The organism is Cellulomonas sp. HD19AZ1, assembly GCF_004535805.1.
In the GTDB taxonomy this organism is placed as follows: domain Bacteria; phylum Actinomycetota; class Actinomycetes; order Actinomycetales; family Cellulomonadaceae; genus Cellulomonas; species Cellulomonas iranensis.
The window spans coordinates 322337-340640 of record NZ_SPHX01000007.1; the positions used below are offsets into that span (position 1 = coordinate 322337).

The following is an 18304-nucleotide window of genomic DNA, read 5'->3' on the forward strand; positions in this document are numbered from 1 at the left end:
CGGCACGGGCGCCGCGACCGCCGGCCGCGGGCACGTCACGCGACGCCGTCGTCGACCGCGCGCAGGCGGGCGCGCCCGGCCTCGTCGAGGCCCGCGAGCCGGTCGAGGACGGTCGCCACGTCCACGCCGAGCTCGTCCGCGAGCTCGCGCGGGTGCCGCGTCCAGCGCCACGCCGCGAGCAGCGCGTCGTCGGGCACCAGGCGGCGTGCGACGAGCGCCCGCACCTCGCGCTCCTGCGCCGGCGTGCAGCCGCCCACGTGCCCGAGCTCGATGTGGGCGAGCTCGTGCGCGAGCGTGCACCGGCGCTGCGCCTGCGACTGGTCCGGGTGCAGCACGACGACCGACCGCCCGTCGGTGAGCCCCAGGACCCCCGGCAGCCGCCGCCAGACCAGGCGCACGTGCGGCATGGCGCGCAGCCGCCGCCAGGGGTGCTCCACCACGCGGCGACGGTAGCCCGGCCCACCGGCCGCGCGCTCCGGCCCTCCACAGGCCGTGACGCCGCCCGACGGGCGGGTGGGCGTGCGGACGTCCCGGGACGTCCGACGCGCGCTCAGTCGGCGTCCGGGAGGGGCGGCAGGTCCGGCTCGCCGGCGCGCGCCGCCCAGCCCTCGACCGTCGCGTCCCACGTCGTCCCGAGGACGGTCGCGTCGACCAGACCCGCGACGTGCTCGGGCGCGGCTCGCAGCACGGCCTCGACCGCGTCGTCCACGGGCAGCACCAGGAACCGGGCGGGCAGCTCGTGCGCGGCGTGCCGGCGCGCGACCTCGTCGCGCACCGCCGCGGCCAGCCGTCCGTCGGCGGCGCCGCCCGCCGCACCCTCGGCACGCACGAGCGCCCGCGCGACCTCCACGACGGCACGTCGCGAGCGCGGCCCCAGCGCGTCGACGCCCGCGGGCAGCGCGTCCGCGAGCGGCTCGCGGGGCACGGGGAGCGCCGCGGCCGCCATGGCGCGGTCCTCGTCCACGCCCGCGAGCCACGCGAGCGCGCGCACGGTCTCGGGCGAGGGCACGGAGTCGTACCTGCCGGACGCGATCCCGGCGATCGTCGTGTGCACGACCGCGAAGCCGGCGTCCTGCGCGGCCCGCGCGAGGGAGCGGAGCGACTCCCCCGGACGGCGCTCGCGCGCGAGCGCGACGAGGTCGGCGAGCGTCGTCGGACCCTCCACGGGCGAGCCACCTCCTCCGCCGCGCCACCCTGCGTGACAAGCGACGGGGCCATCGTCGCAGATGGGAGCGGCGATCCGCGGCCACCGCCCGACAAGTGGCGCGCACCGCGGTGCGCAGCGCGCATCCATGGTGCGCACACCACTTGTCAGTACGCGCGCCGGGCGGCGATGATGGGCGGCCCGACGACACGGGGAGAGGTCGATGCGCGTGAAGGACCCGGCGCTGCTGCGCGAGCGGCGCGTGCGGCGACGGCTCACCCAGCGCGAGCTCGCGTTCCTCGTGCGGCGCTCGCAGGCCACGGTGTGGCAGCTCGAGAACGGCCAGCTCCGCACCGTGACGCCGCAGCTCGCCCGCGCGATCTCCGACCGCCTCGACACGCCGTGCGCCGACCTGTTCGAACCGCGCCCCGACGACCGGACCGGCGACCCGGTCCGGCCCGACACCCCCGCAGGAGGACCCGCATGACCCGACCCGCCGGCGCCCAGCTCGAGTACGACGACGAGGACGAGCCGGTCGTGCACTGGGCGGTCTGCCACGGCTGCGCGTGGGTCGGGCCCGACCGGCTGTCGCCCGCCGACGCGCGGGCCGACGCCGCGGAGCACGACGACCGCGCGCACGCGCGCCGCGTCGGCTGAGCCCGCCCGCGAACGGGACGGCCGCGGACCGCCGGCCGAGCGCGGGCGGCCCCGCGCCCCCCGCGACGGCCGGCGGGCGCCGCGTCAGCGCGTGAGGACGGCGACCGCCTCGAGGTGGTGCGTCATGGGGAACAGGTCGTGCCCCGTGATCTCGAGCCCCGTCCACCCGCGCTCGGCGAGCAGGGCGACGTCGCGCGCCAGCGCCGCCGGGTCGCACGCGACGTAGACGATCCGCTCGGGTCGCAGCGCGGCGACCGCCTCGACGACGCGCCGGCCGGCACCCGTCCGCGGCGGGTCGAGCACGACGACGTCGGCCGCGGCCGCGGCGGGCACGCCGCCGCGCCGCCCCGTCAGCACGTCGGCGACGTCCCCCGCGTGCAGCTCGACCTGCGGCCGGTCGTGCGCGTTGCGCCGCGCGTCCCGCACGGCACGCTCGTCACCCTCGACCGCCACGAGCCGACCGTCGGGACCGACCGCGTCGGCCAACGGCGACGAGAACAGCCCCGCACCCGCGTAGAGGTCCAGCACGGTGGCACCCGCGACGTCGCCCACCGCGTCGAGCACGCGCGACGTGAGCAGCGCGGGCGCTCCCCGGTGCACCTGCCAGAAGCCCGCCGCGGCCACGCGGTACTCGTAGGTCGTCGCACCGACCTCGACCCGCTCGCGGACGGCGGCGCGCGCGTTCGGCCGGGGGTCGGGCCGGTTCGCGTGCAGGTCGAACGGCGCACCGTCGAGCAGGACGATCGGCGTCGCGCCGTCCGCGGGCGCGACCGCCTCGACGCGGGTGCCCGCCGGCCACCGCCGGTCGAACAGGCCGAGGGCCGCGACGTGCTCGCTCGCGAGCGGCATGTCGGCCAGCGGCAGCACCGTGTGCGACCGGTGCCGACGCATCCCGGCGCGTCCCTCGGCGTCGACGTGCAGGTCGATGCGCGTGCGCCACGCGAGGCCGCCGCGCTCGTCGTCCCCGGGGACGCCCGCGACCTCGGGGGCGAGGTCGACGCGCGCGAGCCGCCGCAGCTGCTCGGCCAGCACGGCGGACTTCCAGGCGCGCTGGGCGGGCAGCGCGACGTGCGCGAGCTCTCCCCCGCCGACCCCGCCGGGTCCGGCGGCGGGCCACGCCGACGGCACGCGGTCGGGCGACGCGTCGAGCACCTCGACCGCGTCGGCGCGCCAGAACTTCGCGTCGGGCGCGGCGTCGGTGAGCCGCGCCCGGACGCGCTCGCCCGGCAGGGTGTGCCGCACGAACACGACGCGCCCGTCGTGCCGGGCCACGCAGTGCCCGCCGTGGGCCACGGGCCCGATCTCGAGGTCGACCGTCGCGCCGGGGGTGTCAGTAGCCACGCGGCACGGTACCCCGGACCGGGTCCTCGAGCCCCGTCTGCCCCTCGCTCGACGCGAGCTGCCACGGCACGGACGCCACGACCACCCCGGGCGTGAACAGCAGACGGCTCTTGAGGCGCAGCGCGCTCTGGTTGTGCAGCAGCTGCTCCCACCAGTGCCCCACGACGTACTCGGGGATGTACACGACGACGAGGTCGCGCGGGCTCTCGCGGCGGATCGAGCGCACGTAGGTCAGCACCGGGCGCGTGATCTCGCGGAACGGCGAGTCCAGCACGCGCAGCGGCACCGGCAGGTCGGCCGCGTCCCACTGCGCGCGCAGCGCGGCGACGTCGTCCGCGTCGACCCCGACGGTGACGGCCTCGAGCACGTTCGGCCGCGACGCGCGGGCGTACGCCAGCGCGCGCATGGTCGGGCGGTGCAGGTGCGACACCAGCACGACCGCGTGCACGCGGCTCGGCAGCGCGCGGGCCCCCTGCTCGTCGTCGGCCAGCGCGAGCTCGGCGCGCACGCGGCGGTAGTGCTCGTGCACCCCCTGCATGGCGACGAAGACCAGGGCCATCGCGAGGATCGCGATCCAGGCGCCGTGCGTGAACTTCGTGAGGAGCACGATGACGAGCACCGTGCCCGTCATGCCGAGGCCGACGGTGTTGATGACGCGCGAGCGGCGCATGCGCGCCCGTGCGCGCGGCTCCGGCTCGGTGCGCAGCTCGCGGGTCCAGTGCTTGACCATGCCCAGCTGCGACAGCGTGAACGACACGAACACGCCGACGATGTACAGCTGGATGAGCCGCGTGACCTGCGCGTCGAACGCCCAGATGAGCGCGATCGCGGCGGCGGCGAGCGTGAGGATGCCGTTGGAGAACGCGAGGCGGTCGCCGCGCGTGTGCAGCTGGCGCGGCAGGTAGCCGTCCTTGGCGAGGATCGACCCGAGCACGGGGAACCCGTTGAACGCGGTGTTCGCGGCGAGCACGAGGATCAGGCCCGTCACGACCGACACCACCACGAACAGCACGTCGACGCCCGAGAAGACCGACGCCGCGAGCTGGCTGATGACGGGGTGCTGCTCGTACGCGTCGCCGACGGGCACGCCGTCGCGCAGCAGCTGCGTCGCCGGGTCGTCGACGAACTTCACGCCCGTGGCCTGCGCGAGCAGCAGGATCGACAGGATCATCGCGATCGAGATCGACCCGAGCAGCAGCAGCGTCGTCGCGGCGTTGCGGGACTTGGGCTTCTTGAACGCCGGCACGCCGTTGCTGATGGCCTCGACGCCCGTCAGCGCGGCGCAGCCCGACGCGAACGCGCGCAGCACCAGGAAGCCGCCGGCGAGCCCCATGAGGCCCTGGTCGAACCCGGGCTCCGAGGCGACGCCGAAGCCCGCGCTCTCGGCGGCGGGCAGCGTGCCGGTGAAGTAGCGGACGGCCCCGACCACGGCGATCGACCCCATCGCCGCCATGAAGAGGTACACCGGGATCGCGAACGCCGTCCCCGACTCCTTGACGCCCCGCAGGTTGACGAGCGTCAGCGCGACCACCAGCCCGATCGCGAACGTCGTCTCGTGCCCGCGCAGCGCCGGGATCGCCGTGGCCGCGTACTGCGCGCCCGACGAGATCGACACCGCGACCGTGAGCACGTAGTCCACGAGCAGCGCGCTCGCGACCGTGACGCCCGCGCGCGGCCCGAGGTTGACCGACGCGACCTCGTAGTCGCCGCCGCCCGACGGGTAGGCGTGCACGTTCTGCCGGTACGACGCGACGACCGTGAGCAGCACGAGCGCGACCGCGATCCCGACCCACGGCGAGATGGTCAGCGCCGTGAGCCCGGCGAGCGACAGCGTCAGCAGGATCTCGTCGGGCGCGTACGCCACGGACGAGAGCGCGTCGGACGCGAAGACGGGCAGCGCGATGCGCTTGGGCAGGAGGGTGTGGCCCAGCCGGTCGCTGCGGACCGGCCGGCCGAGCACGAGCCGTTTGGCGGCGTCTGCGAGGTCCGACACGAGCAGCGATCGTATGCCCGCGGGGCCCCCGGCTCACAGGCCCCGCGCGGGACCCGCCGCGACGGGCGCGCGAGAGCGCCCGCGGGGTATAGCGTGACCGGCTGTGCACTTCGTCATCATGGGATGCGGGCGCGTGGGGGCGACGCTCGCGCAGTCCCTGGAGGCCCGCGGCCACTCGGTCGCGGTGATCGACCAGAACCCCGACGCGTTCCGCCGTCTCGACGCCGACTTCCAGGGCAACAAGGTCACCGGCCTCGGCTTCGACCGCGACACCCTGCGCACGGCCGGCATCGACGACACGTACGCGTTCGCCGCGGTGTCCGACGGCGACAACTCGAACATCCTCGCGGCGCGCGTGGTGCGCGAGACGTTCGGCGTGGAGAACGTCGTGGCCCGCATCTACGACCCGCACCGCGCCGAGATCTACCAGCGCCTGGGCATCCCCACGGTCGCGACCGTGCGGTGGACCTCCGACCAGGTGCTGCGCCGCATGCTGCCGATGGGCACGACCGACGAGTACCGCGACGCCTCGGGGCAGATCCAGCTCGCGCAGGTCGACGTGCACGCCGGCTGGGTGGGACGCCCGCTGCGCGCGCTCGAGGAGGCCAGCGGCGCGCGCGTCGCGTACCTCACGCGCTACGGCGACGGCGTCCTGCCGACGGCCGGTTCCGTCCTGCAGGAGAGCGACACCGTGCACCTGCTGCTGCGCGTCGAGGACGCGCCGGCCGTGGAGCGTGTGCTCACCTCGCCCCCGAAGGTGGAGTCATGAGGGTCGTCATCGCCGGCGCCGGGTCCGTCGGCCGGTCCATCGCGCGCGAGCTGCTCGCGCACGACCACGAGGTCACGCTGATCGACCGGCAGCCGTCGGCGATGCGGGTCGCGCAGGTCGCCGAGGCGGACTGGCTGCTGGCCGACGCGTGCGAGCTCCCCACGCTCCGCGAGGTCCGCGCCGACGAGTGCGACGTCATGGTCGCCGCGACGGGCGACGACAAGGCGAACCTCGTGGTGTCGCTGCTCGCGAAGACGGAGTTCGGCGTGCCGCGCACGGTCGCGCGCGTCAACAACCCGAAGAACGAGTGGATGTTCGACGACGCGTGGGGCGTCGACGTGGCCGTGTCGACGCCGCGCATCATGACGGCGATGGTCGAGGAGGCCGTCGCCGTCGGCGACCTCGTGCGGATCTTCACGTTCCACCAGTCGAAGGCGGACATCCTCGAGCTCACGCTGCCCGAGGGCTCACCCCTCGCGGGCGTGCGCGTCGGTCAGGTCGAGTGGCCCGCGGACACCGTGCTCGCGTGCATCGTCCGCGACGCGCGCCCGCTGGCGCCGAGCCCCGACGACACGCTCGAGGGCCGTGACGAGCTGCTGTTCGTCACGGGGCACGAGGCGGACGAGCAGGCGCTCGAGCGCCTGCTGACCCGCGGACCAGCATCCAGCTGAGCCACAGCGTCAGGGCGGTCAGCGGCAGGCCCATCGCGAGCTTCGCCGTGCCCAGCCACACGACCTGGCCGGCGAGGAAGAGCGGGAGCTGCACGAGCAGGCGCACCCCGAACATCGCCACCCAGGGCCAGGTCGCGAGCGCGTAGCGGCGGCGCAGCGCGGGCTCCGCGCGCCACTCGAGCGCACCGCCCCACGTGCCGCCCGCGAGCGGGCCGCGGTTGCTGAACATCCCGACGACGAGCCCGACGAGCGGCCACCCGACGACGATCGTCGCGAGCGTGCCCACCAGGTAGGCGGCGTTGACGATGAGGCCGTACGCGAAGTAGTCGCCCGCGTCGCCGGTGCGCCACGCCCAGATCACGCCGACGCCCACGCCGAGCACGCCCGAGAACGCCTGCGTCACGGGCGTGCGCTGCACGAGACGCGCGACGACCGCGAGCGCGGCGGCGGCGGCCGCCGAGATCAGCGCGGGCTGCAGGCGTTGACCCGCCGCGATGTAGACCACGACGAACAGCAGCCCGGGCGCGACCGCCTCGACCATGCCGCGCACGCCGCCGAGCGCGTCGACGGCCGAGAACTGCTCGGCCGTCAGCGACCGCAGGCCGCGGGCGCCGCCCTCCTCGGGCGGCACGACGTCGTCGACCGCGTCGAGGACGACCGGCTCGTCGTCACGGGCGTCGTCGCGCGGTGCGGTCATCGGGTCACTCCCCCGGTCGGGCGCGCAGCTCGTAGCGCGGGTTGAAGATCGTGCGGCGGCCGTCGACGAGGCACACCATCCCGTCGACCTTGAGCCGCCGGCCGGGCTCGATGCCGGCGATGCTGCGCCGGCCGAGCCACACGAGGTCGAGCGTGCCGGACCCGTCGTACAGCTCGGCCTCGAGCGCGGGCACGCCCTCGCGCGGCCGCAGCGTGACGGAGCGCAGCACGCCGGACACCGAGGCGCGCGCGCGGTGCGGCAGCGCGTCGACCGGGCAGCACCCGGGCACGCTCACGGCGTCGGCGCGCTCCTCGTCGGCCTCGATCTCGGCCTGCGACGCGAGGGCCTTGCGCACGCGGTCGCGCAGCGTGGTCATCCGATCTCCGTGATCTCGGGCCCGCGCTCGGGCGGCGCGAGGCGGGGGGCCGCAGGCGGGGGCGGGGGCGTGGCGCCGCCGGGCAGCTGCAGCGGCAGCAGGTCCCGCGGGGGCCGGGCGTCGGTGCCGCGCACGACGACGACCTGCCCGAAGAGGTCCTCGAGCCGCCCGGCCGCGTCCGGCTCGACGGCCGCACGGCCGGTGAGCACGCCGCGCAGGAACCAGCGCGGTCCGTCCGTGCCGAGGAACCGTGCCGGGCGGTGACCCGTGCGCCCCTCGGGGGTGCGCACGGGCAGCCGCGCGAGCAGCTCGCGGCCGTACGGGCCGGGCAGGTCGTCGACGGTGCCGCCCTGCTGGGTGATCGAGGCGGCGATCTCCTCGCGGATCTCGTCCCAGATGCCCTCGGTCCGGGGCGCGGCGAACGCCTGGAGCTGCAGCGACGAGCCGTCGAGGAGCACGGCGACCGCGGACACCACGTTGGTCGCCTTGTCGACCTCGAGGCGCACCTCCATGCCGTCGACCTGCGGCAGCCGGATGGCACCGAGGTCGACGCGCGGCATCTCGGGGTGCGTCGCGTCGACGTCCCACGGTCCGCGGGCGTCACCGAGCTCGGGGGCCGCCTCGACCTCGGCGACGGCGGCGTCCTGCGGGACGTCGACGGCGGCGTCGCGCGCGTCGTCCTCCTTGGGGCCACGACGGAACAGACCCACGTTCGCTTCCTCCGACCGGCGCCGAGCGCCCTCGTCCTGCAGTCCTCTGACGTCACAACGACCGCGACGTCGACAGTAGTTCCGATCCCGGCGCAGGGGCCGGTCCCGCGTCAGGTCCCGGCGCCCGCGCCCGCGCCTGCTCCGGCACCCGCGCCGGCCCAGCCGCCGCTCGAGCCGAACCCGCCCGCACCGCGCACGGAGCCCGGCAGCTGCGCGACCTCGACGAACCTCGCGTGCTCGACGCGCTGCACGACGAGCTGGGCGATGCGGTCGCCGCGGCGCAGCTCGAGCGGCTGCTCGCGGTCGGTGTTGAGCAGCGTCACGGCGATCTCGCCGCGGTACCCGGCGTCCACCGTGCCGGGCGCGTTGACGACCGTGAGGCCGTGGCGCGCCGCGAGGCCCGAGCGCGGGTGCACGAACGCGGCGTACCCCTCGGGCAGCGCGATCGCGACACCGGTGGGGACGGTCGCGCGCTCACCCGGGCCGAGCACGACGTCGACGCGCGCCACCAGGTCGGCGCCCGCGTCACCGGGGTGCGCGTACGCGGGGGCGGGCAGGTCGGCGTCGAGGCGCTGCAGCAGCACCTGGACGCCATCGGTGCGGTGGGTCCCGGTCACGGGGGCCGACCCTACCGCGCCCGGGGCGCCGCGACGCGCGCGTCGCGGCGCGGCTGCCGTCCGGGACGACGCCCGCGGCCCGGCGACGATGAGATCCTGTGCGCATGACCCCGACGCCCGACCCGGTCACGCCCGTCTCGCCCGAGCCCCCGTCGCCGCGCACCGCCGCCGTGGACGCGCCCTTCCGCGAGCGGCTGTGGCCGGGCGCCGTGGGCTGGGGCGGGGTCGTCGCGTTCGCGGGCGTGCTCGGGGTCGCGTTCGTCCCCGTCGACGCACGGCTCGCGCTCGTCGTCGGCGTCGTCGCGCTGCTCGCCGGCCTGGCGGGAGCGGTCCTGACGACACCCCGCGTCGAGGTGGTCGACGGCGTGCTGCGCGCGGGGAACGCGCGCATCCCCGTCGCGCTGCTGCGCGCCCCGCGCGTCCTGGACCGCGCCGCTCTGCGCACCGAGCTGGGACCGGCGCTCGACGCCCGCGCGTTCGCGTGCCTGCGGTCGTGGATCGGCGGCGGCGTCCGGGTCGAGGTCGAGGACCCGCAGGACCCGACGCCCTACTGGATCGTCTCGACGCGGCGCCCGGACGCGCTCGTCGCGGCGCTCGAGGCCGCGGGCGCGCCGGCCGCCTGACACGACGACGGCCGGCCACCCCCGCAGGGGCGACCGGCCGGTCGAGGCGTCGTGGGCGACGTCAGGCCGCGCACTCCGAGCACACGGGCTGGCCGTTGCGCTCGTACGCGAGCTGGCTGCGGTGGTGCACCAGGAAGCACGACGAGCACGTGAACTCGTCGGCCTGTCGGGGCAGGACGCGGACGGACAGCTCTTCGCCGGACAGGTCGGCGCCGGGGAGCTCGAACCCCTCGGCCGCCTCCGTCTCGTCCTCGTCCACCACGCCCGAGTTCTTGTCGGAGCGCCGGGCCTGGAGCTCCTGGAGCGAGTCCTCGCTCAGGTCCTCCTCGGTCTTGCGCGGGGCGTCGTAGTCGGTTGCCATGTGTGAGCGTCACACTCCGTCTTCTGCAGCAGTGGGTCGTGGTACGCGGGATCAATGCACCACGGCAGTGTTTTGTTCCCCCCGCGCGGACGGATTGTGCCCCACCGCGGGCGCGGATGCGAACACGGACGCGCGCCCAGGTGGTCAGACCCGGCGAACCGTCACCGACCGGACCACGTCCTCGCAGGCCAGGCCGCCTCGGGACGGACCGTACGAGGCGGATCTCACCCCCGCGGGGCGACCGGGCGCCCCGTGGGTCCGCCCCACGCTCACGGACCGGTGTCGGCGTCGAGGTCCTCGAGCAGCGTCGTGAGCTCGCCGACGCGCGCCGCGGCGCCCGCGACGGTCATCGCCGACCCCGCGGGCGCGCCCCGCAGGCCCTGCACGACGCCGCCGGCCTCCTGCACGACGAGCGACGCGGCGGCGAGGTCCCAGGGCTGCAGTCCACGCTCGTAGTAGAGGTCGAGACGTCCGGTCGCGACCTGGCAGAGGTCGATCGCGGCGGCGCCGATGCGACGCACGTCCCGCACCTGCGGGAGCAGCGCGGCCAGGACGCGCGCCTGGCCGCGGCGCCGGTCCGCGACGTACCCGAACCCGGTGCCGACGAGGCAGCGGTCCAGCGGGGGCGCGGTCGTCAGCGCGAGCGGGCGGCCGTCCAGACGGGCGCCGTGGCCGCGCGCGGCGGTCCACGTCTCCCCCGTCGCGGGTGCGTGCACGCAGCCCGCGAGCACGGTCCAGGTGGCCGGGTCGGGGTCACCGGCGACGGCCGCGACGCTCACGGCGTACGCGGGCAGCCCGTAGAGGTAGTTGACGGTGCCGTCGATGGGGTCGACGACCCACGTGACCCCCGAGGTGCCTGCGGTGCTGCCCCCCTCCTCGCCGAGCACGGCGTCGTCGGGGCGCAGGCGCGCGAGCGTGCGGCGCACGAGGTCCTCGCTCGCGAGGTCCATCGCGGTGACGACGTCGACGGCGCTGGACTTGGTGGCGGCGACGCCCACGGTCTCGGGGCGCCCGTCGTGCACGAGGCGGCCGGCGGCGCGCGCGACCTCCTCGGCGACGGCGACGAGCTCGGTGACGGACGGTGCGGCGGGGACGGTCACGGACCCATCCTGCCGCAGCGCGCCGCCGGCCCCGGGCCCGTCATCGCTGGCGGGAGGCGCCCGGCGCGCGCCACGGCCCCGGCGCGTTGAGGTCGAACCGCAGCGCGAGCACGCGCAGCGCGAACACCCCGACGGCGACCGCGGAGAGGCCGACGGCGCCGGCCAGCCCCAGGTGCCACAGCGCGACCGTCGCGGCCGACCCGAGCAGCGCGGGCACCGCGTAGAGCTGACGGTGGTGCAGCACGACCGGCACCTCGCCCGTGAGCAGGTCGCGCAGGATCCCGCCCCCGACGCCCGTGAGCACGCCCACGACGATCGCGGCGAGCGCGGTCGTGCCGTGCTCCAGCCCCTTGACCGTGCCGACCACCGCGAACAGCGCGAGCGCGCCCGCGTCCAGCACGACGATCACGCGGCGCGCGCGCTCGAGGCGCGGGTGCCCGAAGTACATGACGAGCCCGCCCGCGAGCGCGGCGCCCATGAGCCGCACGTCGCTGATGCCGACGGGCGGCACGGCGCCGATCAGCAGGTCGCGCAGCACGCCGCCGCCCAGACCGGTCGCCCACGCCAGCACGAGCAGCCCGAACAGGTCGAACTGCTTGCGCACGGCGGCGAGCGCGCCGGACATGGCGGCCACGAAGACGCCGACGACCTCCAGGACCGGTTCGACCGGCAGCTCGGGCAGCACGGCGCCATCCTCCCGCACGTGACGACGACCTCACGGCGCACCGGGCCGGGGTGCACGCGTTCCGGGCGGATCGGTGGCAGGCTCCTGCGTGGACAGCGGGAGGTCGTATGGGTGAGCTGGAGCTGGTCGGACTCCACGAGGACGGGGAGCACCTCGTCCTGGTCGCGGCCGACGGGCAGCGTTTCCGCGTGCGCATCGACGACCCGCTGCGCGCGGCGGTGCGCCGCGACCGGCCGCAGCTCGAGCAGCTGCGGGCCGAGCAGGCGGGGTCGCTGAGCCCGCGCGAGATCCAGTCGCGCATCCGGGCCGGTGCCACCGCGCAGGAGGTCGCCGACGCCGCGGGCGTGCCCGTCGAGTCGGTCCGCCGCTACGAGGGGCCCGTGCTCGCCGAGCGCGAGTACGTCGCCGAGCAGGCCCGCGCGACGCGCGTGGGCCGCGACTCGGGGGCGCCGCTGCTGGGCGAGCTCGTCACGGACCGCCTCGCGGCGCGCGGCGTCGACGTCGCGTCGCTGTCGTGGGACGCCGCGCGTGAGGGCACGGGGCCGTGGACGGTCGTCGCGCGGTTCGTGGTGTCCGAGGAGCCGCGCGAGGCCCGCTGGTCGTACGACCCGGTGCGCCGCACGGTCGTGGCCGACGAGGACGAGGCCCGCTGGCTGTCGGAGACGGAGATCGACGAGCCCGCGGCGCGGCGCCACCTGGCGGCCGTCCGCGACGTCGTGTTCGACCTCGACACGATGCAGGAGCCGGCCGCACCCGAGCCGGAGCCGACGCACGTGCTGCTCGACGAGCTGCGGCAGCGCCGCGGCGTCCGGCAGCCCCTCGAGCTCGAGGGCGACGACGAGGAGTTCGAGGGCTTCGGCCCGCAGCACGCGTTCGACTTCTCGGCGAGCGGCCCCGGCGGCGGTGACGACGTGCCCACGGCCCACGAGCTCGACGTGCCCGGCGCGCACCCCGTCGACGCCAACCCGGGGCGCGAGGCCGTCGTGCTCACGCCACCGCGCGGCGAGCGTGCGCCGGCCGCACCGACGGCTCCGGTGCCCGCGCTCGTGCCGGACGAGCCGGTGGCGTCCGACGACGCGCCCGCACCCGAGCCGGAGCGCCCGGCCGCGCCCGAGCGGCGGACGCGGCGCACGCGCGCCAAGGTGCCGAGCTGGGACGAGATCGTGTTCGGCGCCAAGCCCGAGTGACGCCGCACGTTCCCCCGATCCGCGGCTGACGCGCGGGCGCCCGCCTCAGCCGGCGTCGTCGTCCTCGAACAGCAGCGTCTGGCCGGTCGGCACGGTCGCGCGGGCGACCCGCGCCGTCATGCGCCGCACGTGGTGGCGACGGCACAGCACCTCGTACGCGACCTCGCCGGCACCGGCGGCCACGTCGCCGACGACGACCTGGTCGCCCTCGACGACCATGAGGCCGTCCACGGTGCGCGCGTTGTGGGTCGCGCGGGCCCCGCACCAGCACAGCGCGCGCACCTGCAGCACCTCGACCCGGTCGGCGAGCTCGACGAGCCGCGCCGAGCCCGGGAAGAGCCGCGCGCGGAAGTCGGTCGTGATGCCGAACGCGTACGCGTCGACCGCGAGCTCGTCGACCACGCGGGCGAGCTGCTCGACCTGCGCGGCCGTGTAGAACTGCGCCTCGTCGGCGACGAGGTAGTCGACCGCGCGTCCGCGCGTGCGGCGCGTGACGACCTCGGCCCAGAAGTCGGTCGTGTCGTCGACCTCCTCCGCGTCGCGCTGCAGGCCCAGGCGCGAGGAGATGACCGCCTTGCCCGCGCGGTCCTGCCGCGTGAACAGCACGCCGTCACGACCGCGCGCGGCGTGGTTGTGGTGCATCTGCAGCGCGAGCGTCGACTTGCCGCAGTCCATCGTGCCGGAGAAGAACACCAGCTCGGCCATCAGCGTCTCCTCCGGGTCACCGGTGCACCAGCAGCGGCACGAGCATCTCGCGCGCGGTCATGGAGCCGTGGACGCCCGGCAGGGCGATCGACGCGGGCGTCTGCGTGCGCGAGTCCACGACGGTCGCCGCCCCGGTCGTCGCGACGACGACGTCACCGACGACCGGCAGGACGCGGGCGTCCACGGGGCCGAACCAGCCGGCCGCGACGGCCTCGTCGCGCGTGCGGACCACCGCGTCGTCCGCGAGCGCGTCGCGCCACCGCGCGGCCACGTCGCCGGGGTCGGTGCCCGGCGTGACGTGCAGGTGCAGCGCGCGCGGCTCGCCGCCCGTGGTGGCGACGCCGGCGCCGAGCACGGGGTCGGTCGCGACGTCGCGGCGCCGGGCCGGGTCGACGTCGACCATGCCGTGGTCGGCGGTGACGACGAGCAGCGTGTCCCGCGGCAGCGAGCGGGCCAGGCGCGCGAGCTCGCCGTCGAGCTCGGTGAGCGCCTCGCCCCACTGCCACGACCCCCACCCGTGGTGGTGGCCGGTCTTGTCGACGTCGTGCCAGTACAGGTAGGCCAGCCCGGGCTCGCGCAGCGCGCGCAGCACGCCGTCGACGCGCTGCGTGAGCGACTCGGCGGGCGCGTACGTCGCGCCGCGCAGCGCGGCCGCCGTCAGGCCGGACCCCTGGAAGCGCGCGGGCCCGACGCTCGTGACCGCGACGCCGGCCGCGGCGAGCCGCTCGAGGACCGTCGGGTGCGGCTGCCACTGCGCGGCGGGCGGCATGTCGGTCCAGGACACGAGGTTGCCGAGCCGACCGGTCGCGGGGACGCGGACGGTGTACCCGAGCATCGCGGTCGTGCCGGGGCCCCGCCCCGTGCCGAACGCCGCGACCGCCGTCGCGGTCGTCGACGGGAAGGTCGTGACCAGCGGCTCGGAGCCCGCCAGCAGCGAGCGCAGGAACGGCGCGTGGCCGCCCCGCTCGGCGAGGTTGAGGTGCCCGAGCCCGTCGACCAGCACGACGCACACGCGCCGCGCGTCGGGCAGCCCGAGCAGCGACCGCGCCGGTGCGCCGCCGGGCACGTCGACGCCCAGCGCGTCGCCGAGCGCGGGCAGCAGGTGCGTGATCGAGCGCGCGTCACCGTCCGGCGCCACGGGGGCGACGAGGTCGTCGGGCGCGGGCGGCGCGGCGGCCGTCGTGCCGCTCACCGGCGCGTCGTCGCCGCCGACAGCGTCCGGCCGAACGCCATCGCGGCGAGCACGGCGTCGCGCCCCTCGGCGGCGGCGCTCACGCGCACCACGACGTCGTCGGGCGTGATCGAGCCGCTCAGGCCGTGGTCGGCGTCGCACTGCGGGTCGCCGCAGGTCGCGGGCTCGAGGTCGACGCGCGACACCGCGCCCCAGCCGACCGCGAGCGTCAGCTCGGCCGCGCCGTCGCCCGCGTGGTGCTCCTGGGGGTTGGGCACGACGTGCGTGAACGCCACCGAGCGGAGCTCGCCGAGCGGCACGGCCTCGGTCGTGGCCTGCGCGCTGGGCGACGGGTGCTCGGAGTCCGCGGGGTGGTCGTCGACGTGCGTGACGACGAGCCGGGTCGGCGTCAGCGCGAGGACCGTGACGTGCCGGCGCACCTCGGCGCCGTCGAACGTCGTCTCGGGGTGGACCAGGTGGGCCACGACGGTCTCGTCGGTGAGCGCGAGCTCGAGCACCTCGGCGACCAGCTCGGGGTAGTAGCCGGCGCGGTCCAGGTCGTGACGCAGCGGTGTGGAGAGGGCGGGCACGGTCCCATCCTCCCATCCCCGCGCGCCCGGGCGGGCACGCCCGCGGGGGCGCGCGAAGGGCCCGCGCCGGCGCGCGCCGTGGTCGTCGCGGGTCATGCGCGCGCGAGCCGGCGCGCGGCGTCGGCCCGGTCCGCGGGGGCGACCGACGCGTGCGCACCGAGCACCGCCAGTCCGGTGGGCGACACGACCACGGGGTTGAGCTCGAGCGAGCGCAGGTCGGGCAGCGCGTCGGCCAGCACCGCGACCCGCGCGACGACGTCCTCGAGCGCGGGCACGTCGAGCGCGGGCAGCCCGCGGTACCCGAACAGCCGCGGCGCGGCGCGGGGCGTCCGCACGAGCTCGGCGACGTCGACGTCGGTCAGGGGCGGCACGGCGTAGGCGACGTCGCCGAGCAGGTCGGCCGCGTCACCCGCGACGCCGAGGCTCAGCAGCGGTCCGAACAGCGGGTCCTCGGCGGACCGCACGACGCACGCGACGCCGTGCGGGGCCATCGCCTGCACCTCGATCGGCGGCACGCCCGCGCCGGGGTCGTGATCGGCCGCGAGCGCGAGGATCCCCGCGACGTCCGCGCGCAGCTCCGCCTCGTCGGCGACGTCGAGGCGGACCCCGCCGAGGTCCGCCCGGTGCCGCAGGGCGGGCACGGTCGTCTTGACGGCGACGGGCCAGCCGAGCCGCTCGGCGGCCGCGACGGCCTCGTCGGCGTCGTGCACGCGGATCGACGGCCACACGTGCACGCCGACCGTCGCGAGCAGCTCTGCCGTCTGCGCGGCGTCGAGCGGCACGGGGGCGCCGTCGGTCGCGCCGGACTCCGCGAGCGCGCGCGCGACGAGCCGACGCGCGGCCCGCAGGTCGACGCCCGTCGGGTGCACGGTGGTGCCGCGGTCGGCCGCGCGCCAGGCCGCGTAGCGCGCGGCGTGGCCGAGCGCGAGCACGGCGTCCTCGGGCGCGGCGTAGGCGGGCACGGTGCGCACGCGCCCCTCGGGGTCGGTGGCCGCGAGCTCGGCGGTGAGCCCGTGCAGGTCGAACATGCAGGCCACCGTCGTGAGCCCCGTGCGCGCGGCGGCGCGGGCCACCTCGCGCGGCAGCACGGGGTCCGGCACGCCCAGCGTCGGCACACGCACGGCCACCACGACGTCGACGCCCGGGTCGCCGTAGACGCGCTCGACCGCGTCGCGCACCTCGTCGGCGCGCGCGTCCTCGGCGATGCGCTCGACGCGGTCGGTCACCACGAGCCCGGCGGCGGACGCGGCCTCGGCCACGAGCGCGGCGACGCCCGTCGAGCTCGCGAGGATCGCGACGCGCTTGCCGCGCGGCAGCGGCTGGTGCGCGAGCAGCTGCACGACGTCGAGCATCTGGTGCACGTTCTCGACGCGCACGACGCCGGACTGGCGCAGCACCTCCTCGAACGTGCGGCGCGGTGCGCGCGTGGGCCGCACCGCGTGACCGGGCGGCACGACGTGGCCCGTGCGGCCGGCCGCGACCACGACGACCGGCTTGTGGGACGCGAGGCGCCGCGCGACGCGCGTGAACTTGCGCGGGTTGCCGATCGACTCGAGGTAGAGGGCGACGACGTCGGTGCCCTCGTCCTCGCCCCAGAACTGCATGACGTCGTTGCCCGACACGTCGGCCCGGTGGCCGGCCGACACGAGCTGCGCGAGCCCCAGGCCCCGCCGCTCGACCGCCGCGAGCAGCGTCACCGCGAACGGCGCCGACTGGCAGAACAGGCCGATGCGCCCGGGGCGCGGCGGTCGGACCGCGAGCGACGCGTCGAGCGTCGTGCCGTCGTGCGTCGCGAGCAGCCCGAACGACGACGGGCCGACGAGCCGCATGCCCGCGCCGTGCACGACGCCCAGCAGCAGCCGCTGCCGCGCGAGCCCCTCGGGCCCCGCCTCGGCGAACCCGCCCGACAGCAGCACGAGCCCGCGCACGCCGAGCGCACCGAGCCGGCGCGCGGTGTCGAGCACCTGCGCGGCCGGGAGCGCGACGACCGCGAGCTCGACCGGCCCGGGCACGTCGTCGACCCGGCGGTGCCGGTGCACGCCGTCGTCCCCGAGGCCCTCGCCGTGGCCGACGCCGACCGCGTGCACCGCGATCGTGCCGGCGCGCGCCGCGGCGGCCAGGCCCTCGACGACGCGCTGGGCCTGCCGCGCCGCGAGCGGTCGCTCGGGCTCGGGCCCGGGGCCGACCACCACGACGCTGCGCGCCGTCAGCAGCGCGCGCATCGACCGCGCCTCGGCGCGGTGCTCGCGGTCGGCCGCGACGGCCAGCGACCGGTCCGTCGGGTCGATGCCGAACGTGACCTGCACGACGCCGTCCTCGGTGCGCCGGCGCACCTCGTACCCGGCCTCGCTGAAGACCGCGAGCATGCGCCCGTTCTGCGGCAGCACCTCGGCGACGAACCGGCGCACGCCGCGCTCGCGCGCCGCGACGGCCAGGTGCTCGAGCAGCACCGACGCGAGGCCCTTGCCCTGGTGGGCGTCGGCGATGTTGAACGCGACCTCGGCGGTCTCGGGCTCGACGACGTCGTAGCGCGCGACGCCGATGATGCGCTCGGGCTCGTCGGCGTCGGGTGCGCCCGTGAGCGCGACGAGCGCGACCCGGTCCACGTGGTCGACCCGCACCAGGCGGTCGAGGTCCCGGTCCGACAGCCGCTCGAGCGGGGCGAAGAACCGCAGGTACGTCGAGCGCTCGGACTGCCCGACGTGGAACGCCTGCAGCGCGTCGGCGTCCTCGGGGCGGATGGGACGCAGGCGGGTCGTGGAGCCGTCGGTGAGGACGACGTCCGCCTCCCAGCCCGCGGGGTAGGGTGCCGCTCCGGCGGCCCCCTCGGCCGCCGGGCCCAGGTGCCCGTCTCCGGGGTCGACGTCGGCCATGCCCGCCAGGCTAGCGGCGCGGCTGCGCCGATGA

At 76.8% G+C, this 18304-nt stretch carries 21 protein-coding genes; 6 read left to right on the top strand and 15 right to left on the bottom strand.

Annotation, left to right across the window (positions count from 1 at the left end):
• Positions 1–35: 35 nt before the first annotated feature.
• Both E4A51_RS16595 and E4A51_RS16600 read right to left on the bottom strand, forming a co-directional pair.
• Complete coding sequence (locus tag E4A51_RS16595; protein ID WP_052748189.1) at positions 36–440, bottom strand: ImmA/IrrE family metallo-endopeptidase; 405 nt, start codon at positions 438–440, stop codon at positions 36–38.
• Between the two features lie 110 nt (positions 441–550).
• Complete coding sequence (locus E4A51_RS16600) at positions 551–1165, bottom strand: hypothetical protein (RefSeq protein ID WP_070318909.1); 615 nt, start codon at positions 1163–1165, stop codon at positions 551–553.
• Positions 1166–1367: 202 nt separating this feature from the next.
• Here E4A51_RS16600 and E4A51_RS16605 point away from each other — a divergent pair, with 202 nt between their 5' ends.
• Both E4A51_RS16605 and E4A51_RS18460 read left to right on the top strand, forming a co-directional pair.
• Positions 1368–1631: a helix-turn-helix domain-containing protein gene (locus E4A51_RS16605; RefSeq protein WP_134852405.1), complete on the top strand. Its 264-nt coding sequence runs from the start codon at positions 1368–1370 to the stop codon at positions 1629–1631.
• A complete protein-coding gene (locus tag E4A51_RS18460; protein ID WP_167748945.1) occupies positions 1628–1801 on the top strand; it encodes a hypothetical protein in 174 nt (57 codons plus the stop codon). Before E4A51_RS16605 ends, E4A51_RS18460 begins: the two co-directional genes overlap by 4 nt.
• Before the next feature lie 84 nt (positions 1802–1885).
• Here E4A51_RS18460 and E4A51_RS16610 read toward each other — a convergent pair whose 3' ends face one another.
• Together E4A51_RS16610 and E4A51_RS16615 are read right to left on the bottom strand one after the other, a co-directional pair.
• Entirely contained in the window at positions 1886–3142 is a 1257-nt protein-coding gene (locus E4A51_RS16610; protein WP_070318911.1) for a class I SAM-dependent RNA methyltransferase, read from the bottom strand.
• On the bottom strand, positions 3132–5135 hold the full coding sequence (locus E4A51_RS16615) for an APC family permease (RefSeq protein WP_046528268.1): 2004 nt from the start codon (positions 5133–5135) through the stop codon (positions 3132–3134). Before E4A51_RS16615 ends, E4A51_RS16610 begins: the two co-directional genes overlap by 11 nt.
• A gap of 118 nt (positions 5136–5253) precedes the next feature.
• Between E4A51_RS16615 and E4A51_RS16620 the strand changes: the two genes are divergently transcribed.
• A complete protein-coding gene (locus E4A51_RS16620; protein WP_046530491.1) occupies positions 5254–5904 on the top strand; it encodes a TrkA family potassium uptake protein in 651 nt (216 codons plus the stop codon).
• Positions 5901–6575, top strand: a complete 675-nt coding sequence (locus E4A51_RS16625) for a TrkA family potassium uptake protein (RefSeq protein ID WP_046528267.1) — start codon at positions 5901–5903, stop codon at positions 6573–6575. The genes E4A51_RS16620 and E4A51_RS16625 overlap by 4 nt, the downstream gene beginning before the upstream one ends.
• Here the strand turns inward: E4A51_RS16625 and E4A51_RS16630 are convergent.
• The 4 genes from E4A51_RS16630 to dut all read right to left on the bottom strand — a co-directional run bounded on the left by E4A51_RS16630 (position 6508) and on the right by dut (position 8975).
• The gene (locus E4A51_RS16630; protein ID WP_046528266.1) at positions 6508–7272 is read right to left on the bottom strand and encodes a DUF3159 domain-containing protein; all 765 of its coding nucleotides are present in this window, start codon (positions 7270–7272) and stop codon (positions 6508–6510) included. The two genes, E4A51_RS16625 and E4A51_RS16630, sit on opposite strands and share 68 nt — an antisense overlap.
• 4 nt (positions 7273–7276) lie before the next feature.
• Positions 7277–7648, bottom strand: coding sequence for an OB-fold nucleic acid binding domain-containing protein (locus E4A51_RS16635; RefSeq protein ID WP_046528265.1), 372 nt, complete (start codon positions 7646–7648; stop codon positions 7277–7279).
• Positions 7645–8358 carry a DUF3710 domain-containing protein gene (locus tag E4A51_RS16640; protein ID WP_070318913.1) on the bottom strand — a complete coding sequence of 238 codons (714 nt, stop codon included), beginning with the start codon at positions 8356–8358 and terminating at the stop codon, positions 7645–7647. Before E4A51_RS16640 ends, E4A51_RS16635 begins: the two co-directional genes overlap by 4 nt.
• A 110-nt stretch (positions 8359–8468) precedes the next feature.
• Complete coding sequence (dut, locus tag E4A51_RS16645; protein WP_240696524.1) at positions 8469–8975, bottom strand: dUTP diphosphatase; 507 nt, start codon at positions 8973–8975, stop codon at positions 8469–8471.
• A gap of 104 nt (positions 8976–9079) precedes the next feature.
• Between dut and E4A51_RS16650 the strand changes: the two genes are divergently transcribed.
• Positions 9080–9598 carry a DUF3093 domain-containing protein gene (locus E4A51_RS16650; RefSeq protein WP_134852407.1) on the top strand — a complete coding sequence of 173 codons (519 nt, stop codon included), beginning with the start codon at positions 9080–9082 and terminating at the stop codon, positions 9596–9598.
• Between the two features lie 61 nt (positions 9599–9659).
• Here E4A51_RS16650 and E4A51_RS16655 read toward each other — a convergent pair whose 3' ends face one another.
• The 3 genes from E4A51_RS16655 to E4A51_RS16665 all read right to left on the bottom strand — a co-directional run bounded on the left by E4A51_RS16655 (position 9660) and on the right by E4A51_RS16665 (position 11684).
• Positions 9660–9959, bottom strand: coding sequence for a DUF4193 domain-containing protein (locus E4A51_RS16655; RefSeq protein WP_029287753.1), 300 nt, complete (start codon positions 9957–9959; stop codon positions 9660–9662).
• A 269-nt stretch (positions 9960–10228) separates the two neighbouring features.
• The gene (locus tag E4A51_RS16660; protein WP_070318915.1) at positions 10229–11059 is read right to left on the bottom strand and encodes an inositol monophosphatase family protein; all 831 of its coding nucleotides are present in this window, start codon (positions 11057–11059) and stop codon (positions 10229–10231) included.
• 40 nt (positions 11060–11099) lie between these two features.
• Positions 11100–11684 carry a TRIC cation channel family protein gene (locus E4A51_RS16665; protein WP_233421057.1) on the bottom strand — a complete coding sequence of 195 codons (585 nt, stop codon included), beginning with the start codon at positions 11682–11684 and terminating at the stop codon, positions 11100–11102.
• A 167-nt stretch (positions 11685–11851) separates the two neighbouring features.
• Between E4A51_RS16665 and sepH the strand changes: the two genes are divergently transcribed.
• Complete coding sequence (sepH, locus tag E4A51_RS16670) at positions 11852–12931, top strand: septation protein SepH (RefSeq protein WP_134852408.1); 1080 nt, start codon at positions 11852–11854, stop codon at positions 12929–12931.
• 45 nt (positions 12932–12976) lie between these two features.
• Here the strand turns inward: sepH and E4A51_RS16675 are convergent, their stop codons facing one another.
• From E4A51_RS16675 to E4A51_RS16690, 4 genes are all read right to left on the bottom strand, one after another.
• Positions 12977–13636, bottom strand: a complete 660-nt coding sequence (locus E4A51_RS16675; protein WP_046528260.1) for a thymidine kinase — start codon at positions 13634–13636, stop codon at positions 12977–12979.
• Between the two features lie 16 nt (positions 13637–13652).
• Complete coding sequence (locus E4A51_RS16680) at positions 13653–14828, bottom strand: alkaline phosphatase family protein (RefSeq protein WP_134852409.1); 1176 nt, start codon at positions 14826–14828, stop codon at positions 13653–13655.
• Complete coding sequence (locus E4A51_RS16685) at positions 14825–15397, bottom strand: DUF5998 family protein (RefSeq protein ID WP_134852410.1); 573 nt, start codon at positions 15395–15397, stop codon at positions 14825–14827. The genes E4A51_RS16680 and E4A51_RS16685 overlap by 4 nt, the downstream gene beginning before the upstream one ends.
• Before the next feature lie 92 nt (positions 15398–15489).
• Entirely contained in the window at positions 15490–18270 is a 2781-nt protein-coding gene (locus E4A51_RS16690) for a GNAT family N-acetyltransferase (protein ID WP_134852411.1), read from the bottom strand.
• Positions 18271–18304: the final 34 nt, after the last annotated feature.

What these genes read in the sequence shown, in the direction of transcription:
- E4A51_RS16605 (WP_134852405.1), top strand. Translation starts at nt 1,368, where the DNA reads ATGCGCGTGAAGGACCCGGCGCTGCTGCGCGAGCGGCGCGTGCGGCGA.
- E4A51_RS18460 (WP_167748945.1), top strand. Translation starts at nt 1,628, where the DNA reads ATGACCCGACCCGCCGGCGCCCAGCTCGAGTACGACGACGAGGACGAG.
- E4A51_RS16620 (WP_046530491.1), top strand. Translation starts at nt 5,254, where the DNA reads ATGGGATGCGGGCGCGTGGGGGCGACGCTCGCGCAGTCCCTGGAGGCC.
- E4A51_RS16625 (WP_046528267.1), top strand. Translation starts at nt 5,901, where the DNA reads ATGAGGGTCGTCATCGCCGGCGCCGGGTCCGTCGGCCGGTCCATCGCG.
- E4A51_RS16630 (WP_046528266.1), bottom strand. Translation starts at nt 7,272, where the DNA reads ATGACCGCACCGCGCGACGACGCCCGTGACGACGAGCCGGTCGTCCTC.
- E4A51_RS16635 (WP_046528265.1), bottom strand. Translation starts at nt 7,648, where the DNA reads ATGACCACGCTGCGCGACCGCGTGCGCAAGGCCCTCGCGTCGCAGGCC.
- E4A51_RS16650 (WP_134852407.1), top strand. Translation starts at nt 9,080, where the DNA reads ATGACCCCGACGCCCGACCCGGTCACGCCCGTCTCGCCCGAGCCCCCG.
- E4A51_RS16655 (WP_029287753.1), bottom strand. Translation starts at nt 9,959, where the DNA reads ATGGCAACCGACTACGACGCCCCGCGCAAGACCGAGGAGGACCTGAGC.
- E4A51_RS16665 (WP_233421057.1), bottom strand. Translation starts at nt 11,684, where the DNA reads ATGTCCGGCGCGCTCGCCGCCGTGCGCAAGCAGTTCGACCTGTTCGGG.
- sepH (WP_134852408.1), top strand. Translation starts at nt 11,852, where the DNA reads ATGGGTGAGCTGGAGCTGGTCGGACTCCACGAGGACGGGGAGCACCTC.
- E4A51_RS16675 (WP_046528260.1), bottom strand. Translation starts at nt 13,636, where the DNA reads ATGGCCGAGCTGGTGTTCTTCTCCGGCACGATGGACTGCGGCAAGTCG.
- E4A51_RS16690 (WP_134852411.1), bottom strand. Translation starts at nt 18,270, where the DNA reads ATGGCCGACGTCGACCCCGGAGACGGGCACCTGGGCCCGGCGGCCGAG.